The organism is Streptomyces sp. NPDC047022 (assembly GCF_040644155.1).
GTDB lineage: Bacteria > Actinomycetota > Actinomycetes > Streptomycetales > Streptomycetaceae > Streptomyces.
Genome location: NZ_JBEYVV010000004.1, coordinates 189,665 through 209,500, shown reverse-complemented (window position 1 = coordinate 209,500; position 19,836 = coordinate 189,665). Strand labels below are relative to the sequence as shown.

15 protein-coding genes and 1 riboswitch are annotated in these 19,836 nt (G+C 70.6%); of the genes, 2 read left to right on the top strand and 13 right to left on the bottom strand.

Annotation, left to right across the window (positions count from 1 at the left end):
• Positions 1-28: 28 nt before the first annotated feature.
• From ABZ845_RS07635 to ABZ845_RS07585, 11 genes are all read right to left on the bottom strand, one after another.
• Positions 29-508 (bottom strand): septum formation initiator family protein, encoded by a 480-nt coding sequence (locus ABZ845_RS07635; RefSeq protein ID WP_360974233.1) that lies wholly within the window; start codon positions 506-508, stop codon positions 29-31.
• A gap of 155 nt (positions 509-663) precedes the next feature.
• Positions 664-1,950, bottom strand: a complete 1,287-nt coding sequence (eno, locus tag ABZ845_RS07630) for a phosphopyruvate hydratase (protein ID WP_360974460.1) — start codon at positions 1,948-1,950, stop codon at positions 664-666.
• 321 nt (positions 1,951-2,271) lie between these two features.
• Positions 2,272-2,946 carry a transglycosylase family protein gene (locus tag ABZ845_RS07625; RefSeq protein ID WP_360974230.1) on the bottom strand — a complete coding sequence of 225 codons (675 nt, stop codon included), beginning with the start codon at positions 2,944-2,946 and terminating at the stop codon, positions 2,272-2,274.
• Positions 2,947-2,950: 4 nt separating this feature from the next.
• Positions 2,951-3,118: riboswitch (cyclic di-AMP (ydaO/yuaA leader) on the bottom strand.
• 196 nt (positions 3,119-3,314) lie between these two features.
• Positions 3,315-4,367: a transglycosylase family protein gene (locus tag ABZ845_RS07620; protein ID WP_360974226.1), complete on the bottom strand. Its 1,053-nt coding sequence runs from the start codon at positions 4,365-4,367 to the stop codon at positions 3,315-3,317.
• 144 nt (positions 4,368-4,511) lie between these two features.
• Complete coding sequence (locus ABZ845_RS07615; protein WP_360974223.1) at positions 4,512-5,807, bottom strand: cytochrome P450; 1,296 nt, start codon at positions 5,805-5,807, stop codon at positions 4,512-4,514.
• Between the two features lie 138 nt (positions 5,808-5,945).
• On the bottom strand, positions 5,946-6,950 hold the full coding sequence (locus ABZ845_RS07610) for a nucleoside triphosphate pyrophosphohydrolase (RefSeq protein ID WP_360974221.1): 1,005 nt from the start codon (positions 6,948-6,950) through the stop codon (positions 5,946-5,948).
• Between the two features lie 79 nt (positions 6,951-7,029).
• Complete coding sequence (locus ABZ845_RS07605) at positions 7,030-7,680, bottom strand: SurA N-terminal domain-containing protein (RefSeq protein WP_360974218.1); 651 nt, start codon at positions 7,678-7,680, stop codon at positions 7,030-7,032.
• A 139-nt stretch (positions 7,681-7,819) separates the two neighbouring features.
• Positions 7,820-8,647 carry a glycoside hydrolase domain-containing protein gene (locus ABZ845_RS07600; RefSeq protein ID WP_360974215.1) on the bottom strand — a complete coding sequence of 276 codons (828 nt, stop codon included), beginning with the start codon at positions 8,645-8,647 and terminating at the stop codon, positions 7,820-7,822.
• 209 nt (positions 8,648-8,856) lie between these two features.
• Positions 8,857-10,338: a protein kinase gene (locus ABZ845_RS07595; protein ID WP_360974457.1), complete on the bottom strand. Its 1,482-nt coding sequence runs from the start codon at positions 10,336-10,338 to the stop codon at positions 8,857-8,859.
• A 44-nt stretch (positions 10,339-10,382) separates the two neighbouring features.
• Positions 10,383-10,973 (bottom strand): hypothetical protein, encoded by a 591-nt coding sequence (locus ABZ845_RS07590; RefSeq protein ID WP_360974212.1) that lies wholly within the window; start codon positions 10,971-10,973, stop codon positions 10,383-10,385.
• Between the two features lie 233 nt (positions 10,974-11,206).
• Positions 11,207-13,231 (bottom strand): N-6 DNA methylase, encoded by a 2,025-nt coding sequence (locus ABZ845_RS07585; RefSeq protein WP_360974209.1) that lies wholly within the window; start codon positions 13,229-13,231, stop codon positions 11,207-11,209.
• A 196-nt stretch (positions 13,232-13,427) separates the two neighbouring features.
• Between ABZ845_RS07585 and ABZ845_RS07580 the strand changes: the two genes are divergently transcribed.
• Both ABZ845_RS07580 and ABZ845_RS07575 read left to right on the top strand, forming a co-directional pair.
• A complete protein-coding gene (locus tag ABZ845_RS07580; protein WP_360974206.1) occupies positions 13,428-14,123 on the top strand; it encodes a hypothetical protein in 696 nt (231 codons plus the stop codon).
• A gap of 132 nt (positions 14,124-14,255) precedes the next feature.
• Positions 14,256-14,975 (top strand): hypothetical protein, encoded by a 720-nt coding sequence (locus ABZ845_RS07575; protein ID WP_360974203.1) that lies wholly within the window; start codon positions 14,256-14,258, stop codon positions 14,973-14,975.
• A 95-nt stretch (positions 14,976-15,070) separates the two neighbouring features.
• Here the strand turns inward: ABZ845_RS07575 and ABZ845_RS07570 are convergent, their stop codons facing one another.
• Positions 15,071-15,850 (bottom strand): HNH endonuclease family protein, encoded by a 780-nt coding sequence (locus ABZ845_RS07570; RefSeq protein ID WP_360974200.1) that lies wholly within the window; start codon positions 15,848-15,850, stop codon positions 15,071-15,073.
• 157 nt (positions 15,851-16,007) lie between these two features.
• Entirely contained in the window at positions 16,008-19,547 is a 3,540-nt protein-coding gene (mfd, locus tag ABZ845_RS07565) for a transcription-repair coupling factor (protein WP_360974197.1), read from the bottom strand.
• Positions 19,548-19,836 lie beyond the last annotated feature (289 nt).

Genomic DNA, 19,836 nt, shown 5'->3' with positions numbered 1-19,836 from the left:
TTCGTGTCGGTGCGCTGGTTCGTCCGGATCAGTGGCCGGACTTGTCGGACCTGTCGATCCCGTCCCAGATGTTGGTGTACCAGGGGCGTGCCGCCGTCGTGCGGTCCGTGCTCGACTGCTTGGCCGCCGCGTCCGGGTCGATCACGACGTACCCCGTCTCCCCCGGCATCACATAGTGCAGCCGCAGCCGGATCTGCTGCTCCGCGTACGCGTCGTCCTGCCAGCGCGCCTTGAGGTCGCGCAGCTGTTCGACGCGTTGGCGTGCCTTCGCCTGCTGCCGTTGCAGGTCCGCGATGTCGGCGCGCTGGGAGACGTACTGCCTTATCGGGTACGCCAGCGCCACGATCAGCGAGCACAGGACGAGCGCGAGCAGCGCGGCCCGGCCGGTGAGCCGGGAGCGGCGCGCCTGTCGTCTGGTCTGGGAGCGGTAGACCCGGGCCGCGGTCTGCTCTCCCAGCAGGCGCAGCCTGGTCGCGGTGGAGAACCGGTCACGGTCCTTCACAGCCATGTCTCCCGCCTCCCCTTCATACGTACATACGTCCCCGCACACGGTACGGGACCGAGTACGGGGACGTACGGACGACTGGCTAAGGCGTGACTCCGCTTGCGCTCGGCCTCGCTCTCAGCCCTGTTCGGCCTTGCTCAGCCTCGCTTCGGTCTTGCTCAGCCCTTGAAGCGCGGGAACGCGCTGCGGCCGGCGTAGACCGCGGCGTCGTCGAGGATCTCCTCGATGCGCAGCAGCTGGTTGTACTTGGCGACGCGCTCGGAGCGGGCCGGGGCACCGGTCTTGATCTGGCCGCAGTTGGTGGCGACGGCCAGGTCAGCGATGGTGACGTCCTCGGTCTCGCCGGAGCGGTGGGACATCATGCACTTGAAGCCGTTGCGCTGGGCCATCTCGACGGCGTCCAGGGTCTCGGTCAGCGAGCCGATCTGGTTGACCTTGACCAGCAGGGCGTTGGCGGTGCCCTCCTCGATGCCGCGGGCGAGGCGCTCCGGGTTGGTGACGAACAGGTCGTCGCCGACGAGCTGGACCTTGTCGCCGAGCTTGTCGGTGATGACCTTCCAGCCGGCCCAGTCGTCCTCGAACAGCGGGTCCTCGATGGAGACGAGCGGGTAGGCCGCGACGAGCTCCTCGTAGTACTCCGTCATCTCGGCGGCGGAGCGCTCCTTGCCCTCGAAGAGGTACTTGCCGTCCTTGTAGAACTCGGAGGCGGCGACGTCCAGGGCGAGGGCGACCTGCTCACCGGGCACGTACCCGGCCTGCTTGACGGCCTCGAGGATGAGGTCCAGGGCCTCGCGGTTGGAGCCGAGGTTCGGGGCGAAGCCGCCCTCGTCGCCGAGGCCGGTGGAAAGACCCTTGGTCTTCAGCACCTTCTTGAGGGTGTGGTAGACCTCGGTGCCCCAGCGCAGGGCCTCGGAGAAGGACTCCGCGCCGATCGGGGCGATCATGAACTCCTGGATGTCCACGTTGGAGTCGGCGTGCGAGCCGCCGTTCAGGATGTTCATCATGGGTACCGGCAGCAGGTGCGCGTTCGGGCCGCCCAGGTAGCGGAAGAGGGGGAGGTCGCTGGCCTCGGAGGCCGCGTGGGCGACGGCGAGGGAGACGCCGAGGATGGCGTTGGCGCCGAGCGAGCCCTTGTTGTCGGTGGCGTCCAGGTCGAACATCGCCTGGTCGATCAGGCGCTGCTCGGTGGCGTCGTATCCGACGAGCTCCGGCCCGATCTGCTCGATGACGGCGAGGACCGCCTTCTCGACGCCCTTGCCCTGGTAGCGGTTGGGGTCGCCGTCACGGAGCTCGATGGCCTCGAAGGCGCCGGTGGAGGCACCGGACGGAACGGCGGCACGACCCGTGCTGCCGTCGTCGAGGCCGACCTCGACCTCGACCGTGGGGTTACCTCGGGAGTCCAGGATTTCCCGGGCTACGACGACGTCGATGGACGGCACGAGCATCTCCTTCTTGGATGTGACGCTGAGAGTGCGGCGCACTTTGCGACTAGAGCCTATCCGCCCCGGACCGGCGGTCGGCCGACCGACCGTCCCGTGGACAGGGTGACGGTCCACATTGTTTCACAGCGGAACAAAGAGGGAGGGAAGACCGGGGAAATCTCGGTGAAGAGTGCGGGTCGCGGAAGCGAAAAGACCCCGCTCCGGTGGGTACGGGGGGAACGCGCACCGGAGCGGGGAGCCCGTGGGGACGGGGAGGCCTCACGGTGACCCCCACGGTGGGGGTCACATCTGGGAGGACACTGTGAGCGGACTACCGGATTCCTGTCACTTCAGGTGCAGCTGCTGACCCGGGAAGATGAGGTCGGCGTCCTTGATGATGTCCTTGTTCAGCTCGAACAGCTTCTTCCAGCCGCCCTGCACATGGTGCTTCTCGGCGATCGCGCTGAGGGTGTCGCCCTTGACCACCTTGTACTCGCCGTCGCCCTTCTCGACCTTCTGACCGGACGGGGTGGTGACGGTCTTGTGCGGAGCCGCCGGACGCGCGGCCGAGCGGGAGGCCTTCTGCTCGGCGGGGCGGGGGGCGGCCTTCTTGGCGGCGGAGGGGGCGGCGGCGGCACCGGTGTACGGGGTGCTGGACAGGCCCCTGCCGCAGACCGGCCAGGCGCCCTTGCCCTGGCCCGCGAGGACCTTCTCGGCGACGGTTATCTGCTGCGCCTTGGTGGCCAGGTCGGCGCGGGAGGCGTAGGCGGTGCCACCGTAGGCGGCCCAGGTGGAGTTCGTGAACTGGAGGCCGCCGTAGAAGCCATTGCCGGTGTTGATGGACCAGTTGCCGCCGGACTCGCACTGGGCGACGGTGTCCCACTGGGCGGCGGTGGCGGCCGAGGCGCTGCCGGCCGCGAGCAGCGGGGCGGCGACGGCGGCACCGGTGACGCCGGCGAGCGTGACGGCACGAACGGCCTTGGACGGACGACGGTGCTTGCCCTTGCCGGAACACAGCATGGTTCGATCCCCTCACCGACGCCTGCGAGGTGAGCTGTCGGGTTCGGGCCGGTTGAGTTGCCCGGCCGCGCACCCCATGAGTGCGCGGCTCCACCCCAAGCCGCCCCCGGTCATCATCCGGGCGCGGCACTTACCTTGGGTCCCCCGCTCCTGCCTACGGCGCTTGACGCGACGACTGTTCCCACGCGGCCGCTGGCAGGATTCGGCGTTGCGACGCTGGGGCCCGCTGTGGCGAGCGAGACGACCGTAAGCAGGCGATCGTCCGAAAACCAAAGACGATCAGGGCCAATGAGACTCATCTCTCACTCTCACCAAACCGGACATTCATCGCGAAGCGGGGCGTGAACTCCCGGCTTCGCGGCAGCAGTTCAGGAATGGCCCGGGGTCGGCTCGGCGTCGAGCGCAAGGCTCTGGCCGGGGAATATGAGGTCGGGGTCGGCGCCGACGGTTCGCTTGTTCGCCTCGTACAGCTCGGCCCATCCGCCCTTGAGGTCAAGGGAGTCGGCGATGGCCGACAGGGTGTCTCCGGGGCGAACGGTGTAGGCGTCATCGGCCGTGTCACGCGCGGCACCGGAGTCACGGGAGGCATGGCGGCCTGACAAGTCGCCCGTACGGCCGCCCTCGGCGCCATCCTCGGCACTGCCGCCGCGATGGCGTCCGGCGCCCGGCGTCTTGTCCCCGCCGGCCTCCGAAGAGGAGTCGTCGCGGCCGGACTTGTCCGACTCGTCGTGCTTCGTCGCGGGGGCGGTGGAGCCGCCGGTACCGGAGCCCGCCTGGGCGCCGTCCGGAGTTCCGTCCGGCGAGGAGGAGCCGGAGGGGGAGGCGGGCGAGGACGGTGCCGGGGTCGCCGAAGCAGACGAGTCGGACGAGTTGGGCGAGCCGGATGCACCGGACGAGCCGGATGAGCCGGACGAGTCGGACAGGCCCGAGTCGATGCCGGAGTCCATGCCGGAGTCCATGCCGGAGCCGGAATCCGCGCCATGGCCGGAGCGGGAGCCGCCGGACAGGTCGTTCGCGAGGCCCGTGACGACGTCGGCGGAGCCGGAGTCCTCGTTCAGGCCGGAGGAGCGCCCGCAGCCGGGCCAGGCGGAGACGCCCCGGTCGGCGAGGATCTTCTCGGCGACGGCGATCTGCTGTGAACGGCTCGCCTGGTCGGGGCTGGCGGCGTAGTCGAGGCCGCCGTACTTGTCCCAGTCCTGCAACGTCAGCCGGAGCCCGCCGTAGTGGCCGTCTCCGGTGTCGGCGCTCCAGGAACCGCCGCTCTCGCACTGCGCGACCTGGTCCCACGTGGAGCCGCTGGCGGCGCTCGCGCCGGTGGCACCCAGGAGTGGGATCGCGATCGCGGAGCCGGTCACTCCTGCCGCGACGAGGATGGCAGGAGCCTGACGGGGGCGACGGTGACGACCGTTCCCGGAGAGCATGCGGTTGCCTTTCACACGACAGCAGTGGCCAACGTGGCGGTTGTGGCATGCCGCCGCGTTGCTGCGTGAACGTAACCGCAGACACCTGCTTGTCACAAGTTAATGCAGCGTAGATAACGTGAAGATCACATTACTGATATGCCGTCAGCTTTCTGCGACCGTCGGCGTGTTCGCCACCGGTGCGAACTCCACGGGGAGCGTGCGCAGTCCACGCATGATGAGCCCGCCGCGCCAGCGCAGATCGGCCGGTTCCACGGCGAGGCGCAGGTCCGGGAGGCGGGTGAGCAGCGTGGCGAGCGCGGTCTGGCCCTCCAGACGGGCGAGCGGGGCGCCGAGGCAATAGTGGATGCCGTGTCCGTATCCCAGGTGCTGGTTGTCCCGGCGGGAGAGGTCGAGGACATCCGGGTCGGCGAACCGCGCCGGATCCCGGTCGGCGGCTGCGAGCACGACCAGTACCGGGTCCCCTGGGGCGATGTCCTGACCGCCGATGGTGAGCGGCTGTGTGGCGAACCGCCAGGTGGCCAGTTCGACAGGGCCGTCGTAGCGCAGGAGTTCCTCGACGCCGGTCTCGAGGAGGCCGCGTTCGCCACGGGCGAGGGAGTCCTGGAGCCGGGCGCGCTGTTCGGCATGGGTGAGCAGGGCGTACGTCCCGTTGCCGATCAGGTTGACCGTGGTCTCGAATCCGGCGAAGAGCAGGATGAAGGCCATGGCCGCGGCCTCGTTCTCGGTGAGGTGTTCGCCGTGGTCGGAGGCCCGGATGAGCGCGGAGATGAGGTCCTCGCCGGGGGTGGGGGCGTCGGGCAGGGCCTCGCGCTTGCGGTGGATGAGGTCGGCCAGATAGCCGCGCATCTTCTTCACCGACCGGGCGACCCCGCCCCGAGGCCCGCCGCCGTGCCGGATCATCATGCCCGCCCAGTCCCGGAAGTCGTCCTGGTCCTCGCGGGGGACGCCGAGCATGTCGCAGATGGCGTAGATGGGAAGCGGGAAGGCGAACTCGTGGATGAGGTCCGCGCTGCCACGGGCCGCGAAGCCGTCGATGAGCCGGTCGGTCAGTTCCTGCACGCGCGGGGAGAACTCGGCGACGCGCCGCGGGGTGAACGCCTTGGAGACGAGGCGGCGCAGCCGTGTGTGGTCCGGGGGATCGATGTTGAGCAGGTGCGTCATCAGCTCGGCCTTGCGCTCGCCGGGGATGCCGGTCTTGCCCTTGGCGTGCGCGGGCTCGTCGTGATGCGCCGGGTTCTTGCTGAGCCGCTGGTCGGCGAGTGCCTGCTTGGCGTCGGCGTACCGGGTGACCAGCCAGGCCTCCACTCCGCTGGGCAGCCGCGTCCGGTGCACGGGGGCGTGCTCACGCAGCCAGGCGTAGGCGGGGTAGGGGTTGGCGGCGAACTCCCAGGTGAAGAGTTCGGGGGCGGAGTGGTCGGAGGCGGGGTGGTTGGTCACTCCCCGACGGTATGCGCTCCGCGCGGGTCCGGGGGCCGGGGTATGCGGTGACCTGCGGGTCCGCTGTGGGTGTTGCGCGGTTCGCCGCCGACGAGGGCGCGGTCCCCCGCGCCCCGTCGGGCCCCTTGCCGTGCGCCGTCAGAGGCCCTCCGCGGTTCTTATGGCGTCTCTGTAGGCGCGGGCCGCGGCTCTCAGCGCTGCTTCCGGGTCCACTCCCTGCGACTCCGCGCGGGCCGCCAGCGTCAGGAGTTCATAGCCGATGCCCTCGCCCTGGGGCAGGGGGACGTCGAGTCCCGCCGTGCGGGCACGGGACGCGAGCTTCGCCGCCAGGGCGAGGCCCGGCTGGCCGAGGGGGACGCCGTCGGTCGCCGACTCGCGCTGCTTCTCCACCGCCTTGGTGCGCAGCCAGTGCTCCTTGACCTCCTCCGGTGTCCGCGCCGTCTCGTCGCCGAAGACGTGCGGGTGGCGGTGGATCAGCTTGGCGACGATGCCGCCCGCCACGTCATCGATGGAAAAGGGAGCCTCCGGGTCCTCCTCGGCGATGCGGGAGTGGAAGACGACCTGGAGCAGGACGTCGCCCAGCTCCTCGCGCAGTTCGTCACGGTCGCCCGCCTCGATCGCCTCGACCAGTTCATACGCCTCCTCGATGGCGTACTTGGCCAGGCCCTGGTGAGTCTGCCGAGAGGACCAGGGGCACTCGGCGCGGATACGGTCCATGACCTGGACCAGATCGAGCAGCCGGGCGCCCGGGAGGTCGTACGACGCCGGGAGCAGCTCCAGCTCCGGCATGGTCAGCCTCCCCGAGCCCGCCAGCCGGGCCAGGCCGTCGGTCAGGCGCGGCTCCCCCTCGCCCGTCGCGACGACGACCACCGTGTGCCCGCCGGCGCAGGCGTCGACCAGTTCCCGCGCGGTGGGGGCGTCCTCCACGACCGCCACGCCCGCCTCCCGCAGATACGGCAGCTGGGGGTGTGCCCCGTCGGCGCACAGGACCCGGTCGGCTTCGCGCAGCGTCTGCCACGCCGGCCAGGACAGCAGTCCGGGCGCGACCCGGTGGCTGGTGGTGAGCAGGACGATGCGGCCTGCGGGCGCGTCCGAGGCGCCGACCGTGTGCGGGACGTCCTCGCGGGGGCTGTTTGCGTTCACCCCTCGAACGTAACGCACGCCTCGGACGTCCCCGGAAGTTGCCAAGGGGCCGGTGGGCCGGTGACGGGCGAAGCTCTCGCTATGCCGTCCGCTGCGCCGGCGCCGCGGTGACTTCCTTGATCCATGGCGTCCTGGCATCCACGCGGCTGCTCTTCTCCATGTCCCACGCGCCGTAACGCGGATTGATGTCGACGTGGAGTTCCTTGGACGCCTTCGACATCGCCTTCCAGAACACGGCCATGCCCTCGGTCGTGTTCATGTCGGCGCCGAGCACGATGGCCAGCTTCTGGACCTCCACATCCGTGCGGAGGTTGTCGTCGAGGCGCTGCGGGGCCACCTGGTACTGCTGCAGCATGGCCGCCTGCAGTGCCGCCGCGCCGCCCACCTGCTGTTCCCTCAGGGTCCGGAGCTGCTCGACCTCGTTGCGGGTGACGGTGACGCCCGCGTCCCCGGCGGCACGGTCCAGGACCTGGTTGAGGACAAGGGCGTGGAGGGTGTTGCGGGTGAGGCCCCCGGTCTGGGAGACCACTTGTTCGTACTGGGCCTCGTTCGTGGCGGCGCGCTGGGCCGCGCGCACCTCGTTCACTCGGCCCTCCAGTTGGGTGACCGTGATCCGCTGCCCTCCCACGACGGCCGCGGTGCCCGCGTGGGCGGCGCCGCCGCAGGCGGTGAGCAGGGGGGCCGCGGCCAGGGCGGCACTGAGGGCGATCGCGGTGCGACGGCGGTGCAAGGTGGCCTCCCGAGGAGATTGTGCGACGGTGCACAAAGTCTTGCGGTGATCGATGGTAGGCAGTGGCCAGGCTCTGGCCAACCCATTCGAATCAACGATTCCCGCGGACTTCGGGCACCGCCGCGCCCCGGACTCGCGATCAGCCGGTGATGGCCACCGGCGCGTCCCAGGCGTCGCGGTCCACGGTGAGCGTGTAACCGCCGTGCGTCTCCTTGCTGTTGACCATGTACTGGTGGGCGCGGCTGTGCGCCGTGAACTGGGTGGAGCCGAAGGGCCAGTCCGCGGTGGTGGTGTTCTGCTGGTCCCACAGCGCGTACCAGAGGTTGCCCGGCAGGTCGGTCTTGTCGGTGGCGCCCGCGATGGCCTTGGCGCTGGAGCTGGTGAACCCGTAGAAGCCCGCGCGGTACGTCTTGACGTGCAGTTGCTTGTCGAAGGCGCGTACGTACGTCAGCACGGCGTCGTTGCACGACTTGTCGGTGACGTTGTACGCCTCCATGTCGAGGTAGATCGGGCTGCCGGCCTTCATGCCGAGCGCCGATGCCTTGGCCACCGCGTCGTTGGCGTCGCTGGTGCCGAGCGAGGCCGCGGTGGAGGCCGTGAGCTTCTCCGGGTTGGCGCCGGACTGGCAGGGCGGCTGGGCGCCGACGTAGAGCGGGATCAGCTTCCAGCCGAGGGAGCTGACCGACTTCACCCAGGAGGCGGTGAGGTTGGGCTGGGCGCAGCCGCGGTTCTTGCCGCCGACGTACACGGCGGCGGCGCCGTAGAAACCGTCGTGCCAGGCCTTCATCGCGGACAGCGACGGCGCGGCGCAGGTGTCGAAGGCGCGTCCGGTGAAGGTCTTCTGGGCCGGCCATGTGGTGGCCGCCATGGAGGCCTGCGCGGCGATCCCCGTTCCGGCGACCACGGCGGCGCCTGCCACGGCCCAGGAGATGTACCTGCGCTTCTTGGACAGCCGATGGCTCGACATGGAAGTCCCCGCCCTTGTCTGTGTGATGGCCCGTGTGATGGCCTGCGTGATGGTGTGCGCGATGGTGTGCGCGATGGCTGTGCGATGCCTGTGTATGAGGCAAGCGGACGAAACCTAGTGGATGCCGCCCCCATGATCGGAAAAGGTAATCCCCCGGATCGATCAAGACTTTCTCAAGCCGCCGCGAGAGCCGGCGCCTTCCGCGAGCCTCAGCCGCGCACTCGCCCCAGCCACTGCAGGGTCCGGCGGATGTCCGAGGCCAGCGGATGGCCCGTGCCGCGCAGGCGTTCGACATCGTGCAGCAGCCGGACGAGGGTGTCGTGTGCGGCGGCACGGTCGCCGAGGGCGAGCAGCAGATGGCCGACGCGGCGGCGGACGTCATGCGCGAGTTCCGGGTCGCCCGCCACGTACTGGTTCTCGTAGTACGGCAGCAGCGCGCGGTATTCGGCGAGCGCGGCCGACGGTTCGCCCAGCTGCTCCAGGCACTGCGCGATGTCGTAGCGGAAGCGCAGGGACTGGGGGTCGGCCTTGCCGGTCTCCGAGGCGCGCTCGTCGGCGAGGCGGCGCAGTTCGGGCAGTGCGCGCCGGTACTGGCCGTCGTCCATGAGGGTGGCCGCGTACTGCTTGCGCAGGGTGCGGACGACCGGTGAGTGCTCGCCGTGCTGGGCGGCGGCGACCGGGAGGATCGCGCCCAGCACGTCGACTGCCTGGGTGATCCGGCCTTCGCCGAGCAGCCGCTTGACCTCGTCCACGGCGCCCGCGACATCGGGCTTCCCGGCCGCCGGGGCCGACGGCGCCTGGGGCTGGGGCGCGGGGGTTCGCGCGCGGTCCGGCCACGGGGCGTGCGGGCGCAGGAAGGGGCGTGTGGGGTCGAGCGGAGAGCCGGTGGGCGTGCCGCGTGCCGGGAGGAGCGGGAGCAGCTGCTCGTACGTCTCCTGGGCGGAGGCCGGACGGTGCTGCGGGTCCTTGGCGAGCAGCCGCAGCACGAGCGATTCGAGTGCCTCGGGCACCTCGGGGCGCAGCCGGCGCACCGGGACCGGGGGCTCGTAGAGGTGCCGGTGCAGCACTCCGAGCGCGGTGGTGCCGGTGAACGGCACATCGCCGCTGAGGAGTTCGTGCATGAGCACACCGAGCGCGTACAGGTCGGTGTACGGGCCCACCGCGCCGCCCATCGCCTGCTCGGGGGCCATGTAGGCGGGCGAGCCGATGGGCGAGCCGGTGTGGGTGAGGCGCGTGGTGTCCGTGTCCATCACCGAGGCCACACCGAGGTCGAGGACGGTGACCGTGCCGTCCTGCTTGACCATCACGTTCCGGGGCTTGAGGTCCCGGTGGATGATCGGCACGGCGTGCACGGCGGACAGCACGGCGCACAGCTGCGCGGCGACCGCCACCGTCCACTGCCAGGGGTACGGTTCGTGCTCGGCGAGATGGTCGGAGAGGTCGGCTCCGTCGACGTACTGCATGACGAGGTACAGCTCCTCGCCCTCGCTGCCCGCGTCGTGCACCGTCACCAGGCCAGGGTGGTCGACCTGCGCGGTCACCCGGCACTCCCGCACGAAACGGCGGCGCAACTCGTCGGCCTCCTGGCCGGCGACCCTGTCGGGGCGCAGCAGTTTGACCGCCACGCGCCGGTCGAGGCGCTGGTCGTACGCCGTCCACACCTGCCCCATGCCGCCCTGGCCGATGAGCATGGACAGTTCGTAGCGGTCGGCGACGACGCGGCCGGTCTCCACGCTCACCTGTTGTCCTCGTGCTTGCGCAGATAGTCGCTCAGCTCATCGAGTTCGGCCCGGACCTGGTCGATGCGGGCGGGCGACGGATGCTGCGGCTGAGGTGGCGGCGGCGCAGGCGTGTACGGGTGCGGCGGGGTCCCCGGGGGCGGCGTGGAGTGCGTGGGCTGCGTGGTGGCGTACGGCTGCGCGGCGGGGTAGCCGTAGCCCGCGTGCGGCGGCCCGGGCCGCATGTAGGCCGTGGCCCCTGACGGCATGGGGCCGGTGGGCGGCAGGGTCCGGTGGTGACGTATGTCGAAGACCAGGAAGTAGGCGCCGCTCGCCGCACCCATGATCAGTACGAGGGCCATCGCGACGTCGCCGACGTGATTGCTTTCCGGCACGGAGCCGACGACGGCGAAACAGATTATGGACGCCGGCAGGCCGAGCCAGGCCAGGAGCCAGTCGGCCCTCTTGCCGCGCAGCACGGCCACCCGGAACAGCGGGAGACAGGAGAGGAGCCCGCAGCTGAGGAGGCCGGCGGCGGCGAACAGCACGCGCAGGGTTATGACCGTGCCCGAAGTGCGGGTGGGCGGCGCCGCGCCGTGGCCGTACATGACTGCTCCTGGGACCGGGTGAGGACGGACGGACGAGTGTCGGAGTCCGAGCGTATAACCCGGCTCCGACATGTGGTCACGGGTTGTACCGAACCGTTGTCGTACCGGCCGCGCGGCGCCCGCGAGCGCCGGGGGCGGGTGCGTGAACTCGCGCGCCGGGTTCCTCAGTCCGGGGCGCCCGTGCCCGTCAGTCCGGTACGCCTGTGCCGCTCAGGCCGGTGCGACCGCGCCCGTCAGTCCGGTGCGACCGTGCCTTCCGTCAGGCCGTCGTGCAGGCCCCGGACGAGCTGTTCGCCCAGGCGGCCCGCGAGGCGCAGGGCGTCCTCGAACGCGGCGAGCGCCCGGAAGCGTTCGCCGTAGCTGCGCTGCCGCTCGAGCGGCAGCCGGGGCAGCTGGAGGCGGCGCACATCGAGCCGGGTCGCGGTGGAGGCGTAGCTGCTGGCCTGGCGGTTGTTGGCGGTACCGCGCAGGAAGCCGGCGAGGAACCAGGCGTCGAGCGCGGCCGTATCGGGGCGCAGAAGCGTGAGGTTGCGTCCCAGGGCCGCTCCCGCGGTCGACCGGTCGATCACCCGCGCGGCCGCGCCTCCCCCGAGAACGGGCACGACCACATCGCCCTCCTCGACGAGGACCGGTTCCTCCCCGGACTCGGGCAGGGTCCCGGAGGGGGCGGTCCCGGTGAGGACGTCCTGGTCGGTGAGCACGCGCGCGTGGGGGCCGTGTCCGCCGGAGCGCATCACCAGGGCGCCGCCGCGGGCGAGTTCACCGACGGTGGTGAGCGGCCAGCGCGCCTGTTCGGCGGGGTCGGCCGCGGACGGGGCCAGATCGGCTGTCAGCCGGAGGGTCTCGTCGAGACGCGCGCGCAGGGCCGGGAGCTCCTCGGCGCCGCCGCCCGCCGCGGGCGGCGGGAGATGGCGGGCCGGGGCCAGATCGACGTCGTCGTCCAGAAGCTCGATGACGGGCACGGAGCGGCTCACGCCCGGCACCTGTGGTGCGCTGCCGTCTCGCGCGAACGGGCGCCAGGCGTCGAGGACCGCGGAGCGCACCGTCTCCCAGTCCGGTCCGCCGCGCCCCTCGGAGAGGGCCGCGGCGGCGTCCGCGACCAGCAACTCAGGGTGCGCGTGTGCCCTTTCGGGGCGGTGCAACACCCACAGGTGCAGCGGGATGTTGTACGGGGGTGCCGTGCCCGCGGGCAGGGCGATCACGGCGCGCAGGGCGCCCCGGCGCAGCAGGTCGGCGCGGATACGGCGGCCCGAACGGCGGGAGGCGGCGGCAGGCGGCATCAGCAGGACGGCGATGCCGCCGTCCCTGAGGCGGGCCAGCGCGTGCTGCACCCAGGCGAGTTCGGACTCGGTTCGGGCCGGGAAGCCGTACTCCCAGCGTGGGTCGTAGGCGAGTTCCTCATGGCCCCAGTTGCGCTCGTTGAACGGCGGGTGGCACAGCACGGCGTCGGCCCTGAGCGTGTCGAAGGCGTCGGCCCTGAGGCTGTCGCCCGCGGCGGTGCGCACGGCCGCCTTCGTGTGCAGGGCGAGCCGCAGCGCCGCCAGCGCGGCGAGCGAGGGGTCGCTGTCCTGGCCGTGGAGCTCCTGATCGGGCACGGGGGCGACGGCGCGCAGCAGGGCGCCTGTGCCGCAGGCCGGGTCCAGGACGATGCGCGCGTCCCCCGCGAGGTCGGCCATCAGGGCGGCGAGATCGCCGGGGGTGAGCGTGTACTGGCGCGGGTTCGCGTCGAGGTGGCGGCCGAGCAGGAACTCGTACGCCTGCGGGGCGCCCAGTTCCGCGGCGAGGCCGGCGGCGCCGCGCAGGAGCGGGGCCGACGGCAGGAGTTGCTCGGAGGTGGGGGTGGGCGCGGCGGGCCGCCGGAGCACACCGAAACGGGGTGTCAGCACCTGTTCGAGGGCGGTGGGCAGCAGTTTCGCGAGGCGGGCGTCGGAGCCCGCGCTCGCCTCCGCCCACACCGTGGGCCGGTCGCGTACGAGCACGAGGACGCAGCCCACGTGGACGAGGGCGGTGACGGGCCCGTCGGGGTGGCCGGCGAGCTGCTGCCACACGCGCTCCCGCAGGGGCACCTCGGCGAGCTTGCCCTGGTGGCGCAGCCAGTCCTCGACCTCGCCGAGCGAGAAGGACGGGCTGGTCTCCGTGCCGCCGACCGGTTTGGGGAAGTCACTGTGACGCCGGCGCCAGTTGCTGACGGCGGCACGCCCCACCCCCGCGAGCCGGGCGATACCGGCGGCGGTCACCTCTGTCTCGTTGTCCTGCACCCGCACGGCTCCCCTCTGCCCTGTGATGTGTCATCGAGCATACCGATGCGCGCAAGATCCACCCATTCACGCCCGTGTACACGACCAAAGATGTGAACCGTGTTGACTCGGTTCACAGCCTCTGGTCTCATTGACTCATCGAACGAGCGAACCGCCGCCGAACGGTGGTCGCTTTGCCAGGGGGAGGAAACCCGTCATGGGTATGAAGGGCAAGATCGCGCTGGGGGCCGTGGTCGGCATCGTCGTCATCGGCGTGGTGTCGGCCAACACGGGCGGCGATTCGTCCAAGGACGGCAAGGGAACGTCCGCGTCCTCGGGACCGCACTCCGGAACCACGTCCGGCAAGAACGGGAAGAACGGCTCCGGCGAGAAGAGCCAGGACGCCAGGAAGGTCGCCTTCAGCGGCGACGGAGAATACGAAGTCGGCAAGGACATCAAGCCCGGCACCTACCGTACGCGCGGCAACGCCGACGACGAGTGCTACTGGGAGCGCGCGAAGGACGCCTCGGGCGACACCGACTCCACACTCGCCAACGACAACGTCACCGGCACGAGCTACGTGACGATCAAGGCGACCGACAAGCTCTTCAAGTCCACCGGCTGCAAGGACTGGGAGGCGGTCACGGCAAAGCCGTCCGGCACACCCACCGCCAAGAACGTCGCCGGCGACGGCGGAATGTACGCGGTCGGCGCCGACATCGCCCCCGGCACCTACCGGTCCACCGGCAACACCGACGACAAGTGCTACTGGGAGCGCACCAAGGACGCCCTCCAGAGTGTCGACTCCATCAACGCCAACGACAACGTCAGCGGAACCGCCGTCGTCACGATCAGCGCGCACGACGCCTACTTCAAGACCACGGGCTGCCACGACTGGACGAAGACGTCCTGACCCCTCGCCATAGCCGGCGGGGCGGCATCTCACTACGACCCGGCGGGGCGATTTCCAGCCCTGCCCGGCGGGGCGGTGACTCCCACCGCCCCGCCCCACCTCACCGCACGTCACTCATCTCAAGGAACCCGCATGCGTCGCCCCGCACTCGCCGTCCTCGGCCTCACCACCGCTCTCCCGCTGGCGCTGACCCTGGCCGCCTGCTCCTCCACTTCGTCCGGCTCCTCCGTCAGCGCGCCGAAGCCGAAGCACTCCGCGTCCCAGGACCCGGACGCCGGTCTGGCCACGGGCGCACAGCTCAAGAAGGCCCTGGCTCCGGCGTCGTTCTTCGCCAAGGGCTTCGCCCTGGAGCCGAGCGGGTCCCAGGACACCGGAGACACCTTCACCGAGCAGTCCTCCGCTCCCGCGTCGGCGAAGCCGGACTGCGAGAAGCTGGACGGGACCGGCTGGATCGACGCCACCGGAGTGTCGGGCGTGTCCTTCGCGCAGAACGACTACGTCAGCAAGGACACCTCGGAAGAGATCGCACAGGAGATCGACGCCTACCGCGGGACGACAGCGGCAACCGTCCTGAAGGACCTTCAGGACGTGGTTTCGGCGTGCACGGCCTACACCGACTCGCAGACGCACACGAAGGTCAAGGTGACCGGTACGGCGACGTCCGGCCTCGGCGAGGAGGCGTACACCGTCACGCTCACCGACAGCGGCTGGCAGAACGGCACCACCCTGATCGCCGCGCGCACGGGAAAGAACGTCATATCCGTGATGTCGACGGCCGGCCATGACAACGGGGCGGCAACGGCCAAGAAGCTGACGGAGCAGATCCTCGCGTCCATGAAGAACACGGCCTGAGTTCCCCGCTCACCGCGCTCGCCCTTTCGGCAGCCGCCTCCGCCTCCCTCTCCGAGGAGGCGGAGGCGGCTGCCGCAGGACCACGTCCGTCGTTGTCAACCGCCACACTGCTTCAGCATCATCTGCTTGTCGGCCGCCGTCACGGGAAGGCCGTACTTCAGCGACACCTGGGCGAAACGCACCGCATAGGAACAGCGGATCTGCACGTTGGGGGGCAGCCAGGTCGCCGGCCCGGAGTCGCTCTTGGCGCCATTGCTGGGGCCGTCCACGGGAATCAGGTTGAGCGGGTCGTTGGCGATGTCCTCCCGCTTGCCCTTCGTCCAGCGGGAGGCACCCATCTGCCAGTCGTACGACAGCGGCATGACGTGGTCTATCTGCACCGTCGTGGCGTGGGACTTGGTCCACTCGATGGTCTTGCCGGTGTACGGATCCTGCAGCGTCATGGAGGTGACGACGCAGTCGGAGCCGGCCCGGAAGCGGACTTTCTCCCCATCGCGTTTCAAGAGATCGTTCCGCGAGTCGCAGCCGTTGTGAGCAAAGGGGATGCCGCCTGGAGCCGAGTCCATCCAGGCGTAGCCGAACTGGTCCCTCGTGTACCCCGTCTTCGGCCCGCGTCCCTTCGTGGCCACTTTTTCGATCAACGACCGCGCCTTGGTCCTGTCCGCGGTGGAAGTGATCGCCGCCAGCCCCGGCTTCGTGCCGTCCGGATTGTCCAGCGGGTTCACGGCCCGGCCGTTGCCTACGGTCGAGACAGCAGAACCGGAGGGTCCACTGTCCGCATGCGGGCCGGCGGAGCCCGTCGTGTCGTTCTTGCAGCCGCTCACCGCGACCAGGACCAGAGCAGCGGCGGCGATCCCACCCCTCAGACGCACCACGCGGCGCCCTCCCCTTGCATGTAACGCTCGTTCGAACCGCCCCGGCAGGAACGGTTCCCCGCTCTCACGGTAGCGGCCCGGACGTCATGCCCACACACCGCCGCCCGGTGCACCGAAGCACACCGGGCGCGCGTACGGGGCGGCTTTACGAGCCGCCCTACGAGCCCAGGACCGAGGCCAGGAACTCCCCGACCCAGCCCAGCAGCTCCCGACCCACCAGTGGCTTTCCGCCCACCTTCGCGGTCTTGGGGCGGGGCACCAGAACCTGGTGGACCGCCGGCTTGATGACGGTCCCCGGGTAGAGGCGCTTGAGCCGCAACTCCTGGGACTCCCGCAACTCCACCGGGGCGAAGCGGATGTTGGTGCCCTGCAGGACGATCTCGCCGACGCCGCACGCACGCGCCAGCATCCGCAGCCCCGCGACCAGCAGAAGGTTCTCCACCGGCTCAGGAAGCTTGCCGTAGCGGTCGACCAGCTCTTCCCGCACGGCCCTGATGTCCTCCTCCGTGTTGGCGGAGGCGATCGCCCGGTAGGCCTGCAGACGCAGCCGCTCGCCGGGCGCGTAGTCGTGCGGGACATGCGCGTCGACCGGAAGCTCGATCTTCACCTCCAGCGGCGGCTCCTCCTCCACCCCGCCCTCCAGGGACGCGCGGTAGTCCGCGACGGCCTCGCCCACCATCCGCACATACAGGTCGAAGCCCACCCCCGCGATATGACCCGACTGCTCGCCGCCGAGCAGATTGCCCGCGCCACGGATCTCCAGGTCCTTCATCGCCACATACATGCCCGCGCCCATCTCCGTGTGCTGGGCGATGGTCGCCAGCCGCTCATGGGCGGTCTCCGTGAGCGGCTTCTCCGGCGGATACAGGAAATACGCGTAGCCGCGCTCGCGACCTCGGCCTACACGTCCGCGCAGCTGGTGCAGCTGGGAGAGACCGAAGTTGTCGCCGCGCTCCACGATCAGCGTGTTCGCGTTCGAGATGTCGATGCCCGACTCGACGATCGTCGTGGAGACCAGTACGTCGTACTTCTTCTCCCAGAAGTCGACCACCACCTGCTCCAGCGTCTGCTCCGACATCTGGCCGTGGGCGGTGGCGATACGTGCCTCCGGGATGATCTCCCGCAGCCTCGCCGCGGCCCGGTCGATCGACTCCACCCGGTTGTGGATGTAGAAGACCTGACCCTCGCGCAGCAGCTCACGGCGGATGGCGGCGCCGATCTGCTTCTCCTCGTACGGCCCGACGAAGGTCAGCACCGGGTGCCGCTCCTCCGGCGGGGTCGTGATCGTGGACATCTCGCGGATGCCCGTCACCGCCATCTCCAGCGTGCGCGGGATGGGGGTCGCCGACATGGTGAGCACATCGACGTTCGCGCGCAGCTTCTTCAGCTGCTCCTTGTGCTCGACGCCGAAACGCTGCTCCTCGTCGACGATGACCAGGCCGAGGTCCTTGAACTTCGTCTCCGACGAGAACAGCCGGTGCGTGCCGATGACGACGTCCACCGAGCCCTCACGCAGACCCTCCAGGACCGCCTTGGCCTCCGTGTCCGTCTGGAAGCGGGACAGCGCCCTCACGTTCACCGGGAACTGCGCGTAGCGGTCGCCGAACGTGCCGAAATGCTGCTGCACCAGCAGGGTGGTGGGCACGAGCACGGCGACCTGCTTGCCGTCCTGCACCGCCTTGAATGCGGCACGGACCGCGATCTCCGTCTTGCCGTACCCCACGTCACCGCAGATCAGCCGGTCCATCGGAACCGACTTCTCCATGTCCTCCTTGACCTCGGCGATCGTGGTGAGCTGATCCGGGGTCTCCACGTACGGGAACGCGTCCTCCAGCTCCCGCTGCCAGGGCGTGTCCGAGCCGAACGCGTGGCCGGGGGCCGCCATCCGCGCGCTGTACAGCTTGATCAGGTCCGCGGCGATCTCCTTGACCGCCTTCTTCGCGCGCGCCTTCGTCTTCGTCCAGTCGGCGCCGCCCAGGCGGTGCAGCGTGGGGGCCTCACCACCGACGTACTTGGTGATCTGCTCCAGCTGGTCGGTTGGGATGTAGAGCCGGTCGCCTGGCTGTCCCCGCTTGGCCGGGGCGTACTCCACCACCAGGTACTCGCGCGTCGCACCCTGCACCGTGCGCTGCACCATCTCGATGTAGCGGCCCACTCCGTGCTGCTCGTGGACGATGTAGTCGCCCGCCTCCAGGGTCAGCGGGTCGATCGTCTTGCGGCGGCGGGCAGGCATCCGGGCGCCGTCGCGTCCGGCGGCCTTCTGGCCGGAGAGGTCGGTCTCCGTGAGGACGGCGAGCTTGAGGGCCGGGTCCACGAAGCCGTAGTCGATCGAGCCGCACGCCACGTGCACGACCGACGGGGACAGCTGTCCGAGGTCGGCGTCCAGGCGGGCGGCGATGCCCTCGCCGCCCAGTACCTCGACCGTGCGGGACGCCGGGCCGTGGCCCTCCGTCACGAACACGGCGCGCCAGCCGCCGGAGAGCCAGCCCTTGGTGTCGGCGAGCGCCTTGGCCGTGTCGCCGCGGTAGGTCTCCGAAGCGTGCATGCCCAGCTTGAGCGTGTCCCCGTCCAGGGAGTCGAGTGCGTCGCCCGACGCGAACGGCGACACGGACCACCACAGCATGCCCAGCTCACGGGCCCGCTCCCGGACGTCCGCGATCGACCACAGGGAGGCCGCGCCGACATCGATCGGGGCCTCGCCGCCGCCCGCGGTGGCCGCCCAGGACGCCTGCAGGAACTCCTGGCTGGTCGCCACGAGGTCGGCGGCCCGGGTGCGCACCCGCTCGGGGTCGCAGACGACGGCCATGGCGCCGGCGGGCAGGACGTCGAGCAGCAGCTCCATGTCGTCGACCAGGACGGGGGCCAGCGACTCCATGCCCTCCACCGCGATACCCTCGGCGATCTTGCCGAGCAGTTCGCCCAGCTCGGGGTGCTCCTCCGCCAGGGCACGCGCGCGTGCGCGCACGTCGTCGGTGAGCAGCAGCTCACGGCAGGGCGGGGCCCACAGACCGTGCTCGGCGACCTCGAGGGACCGCTGGTCGGCGACCTTGAAGTAGCGGATCTCCTCTACGTCGTCGCCCCAGAACTCGATGCGCAGGGGGTGTTCCTCGGTGGGCGGGAACACGTCCAGGATGCCGCCGCGCACGGCGAACTCCCCGCGCTTCTCGACCAGCTCCACCCGAGAGTACGCGGCCGCCGCCAGGGCACTCACGATCTCACCGAGGTCGGCCCGCTGTCCGGTGCGCAGGGCGACCGGCTCCAGGTCGCCAAGGCCCTTGACCTGTGGCTGGAGCACCGAGCGCACGGGGGCGACGACAACGGAGACAGGGCCCGTCTCGGGGTCGTCCTGGCTGGGGTGGGCGAGCCGTCTGAGCACGGCCAGTCTTCGGCCCACCGTGTCGCTGCGCGGGCTCAGCCGCTCGTGAGGGAGCGTCTCCCAGGAGGGGTACTCCACGACGCTGTCCGCCGGCAGCAGGGAGCGCAGGGAGGCGGCGAGGTCTTCGGCCTCGCGTCCCGTCGCGGTCACCGCGAGTACGGGCCTGCCGGTGTCCCGGGCCAGCGCGGCCACGGCGAAGGGGCGCGCCGCGGGAGGGCCGACCAGGTCGACATGCCTCCGGTTGCCGTCGGAGGCGGCCTTCACCGCTTCCGCGAGTGCGGCGTCCTTGACGACGGCGTCGAGCAGACCGTGCAGGCTCATGAAGGGGCATCCCGTCCCGGGTGGGCAACACGAACGCCCGGCCGCGAGGTTCAGGGGCCGGGGGTGTCCAGCGTACGACGCCGGGTTCGGCGGTGCCTGGCCTGTGGACAACGCCGCCGGGTGACCTGCGGTCCGCTTTGGGGTGTGGGCGGGGGCGGAGACGTGGGGTGAAGGGGTTGTGGTGGGGTTCGGTGCGTGATGACTGCGGGTGTGTCGTGCGTTTTCGCGCAGTTCCCCGCGCCCCTTTAGTGGTCCATCCGGTACGACGGGGGCCGCCGGTACGTCGCGG

Bases quoted from the DNA above. Each gene is read 5' to 3' on its own strand.
- ABZ845_RS07635 (WP_360974233.1), bottom strand. From the start codon at position 508: ATGGCTGTGAAGGACCGTGACCGGTTCTCCACCGCGACCAGGCTGCGC.
- eno (WP_360974460.1), bottom strand. From the start codon at position 1,950: ATGCTCGTGCCGTCCATCGACGTCGTCGTAGCCCGGGAAATCCTGGAC.
- ABZ845_RS07625 (WP_360974230.1), bottom strand. From the start codon at position 2,946: ATGCTGTGTTCCGGCAAGGGCAAGCACCGTCGTCCGTCCAAGGCCGTT.
- ABZ845_RS07620 (WP_360974226.1), bottom strand. From the start codon at position 4,367: ATGCTCTCCGGGAACGGTCGTCACCGTCGCCCCCGTCAGGCTCCTGCC.
- ABZ845_RS07600 (WP_360974215.1), bottom strand. From the start codon at position 8,647: ATGTCGAGCCATCGGCTGTCCAAGAAGCGCAGGTACATCTCCTGGGCC.
- ABZ845_RS07595 (WP_360974457.1), bottom strand. From the start codon at position 10,338: ATGCTCATCGGCCAGGGCGGCATGGGGCAGGTGTGGACGGCGTACGAC.
- ABZ845_RS07590 (WP_360974212.1), bottom strand. From the start codon at position 10,973: ATGTACGGCCACGGCGCGGCGCCGCCCACCCGCACTTCGGGCACGGTC.
- ABZ845_RS07580 (WP_360974206.1), top strand. From the start codon at position 13,428: ATGGGTATGAAGGGCAAGATCGCGCTGGGGGCCGTGGTCGGCATCGTC.
- ABZ845_RS07575 (WP_360974203.1), top strand. From the start codon at position 14,256: ATGCGTCGCCCCGCACTCGCCGTCCTCGGCCTCACCACCGCTCTCCCG.
- mfd (WP_360974197.1), bottom strand. From the start codon at position 19,547: ATGAGCCTGCACGGTCTGCTCGACGCCGTCGTCAAGGACGCCGCACTC.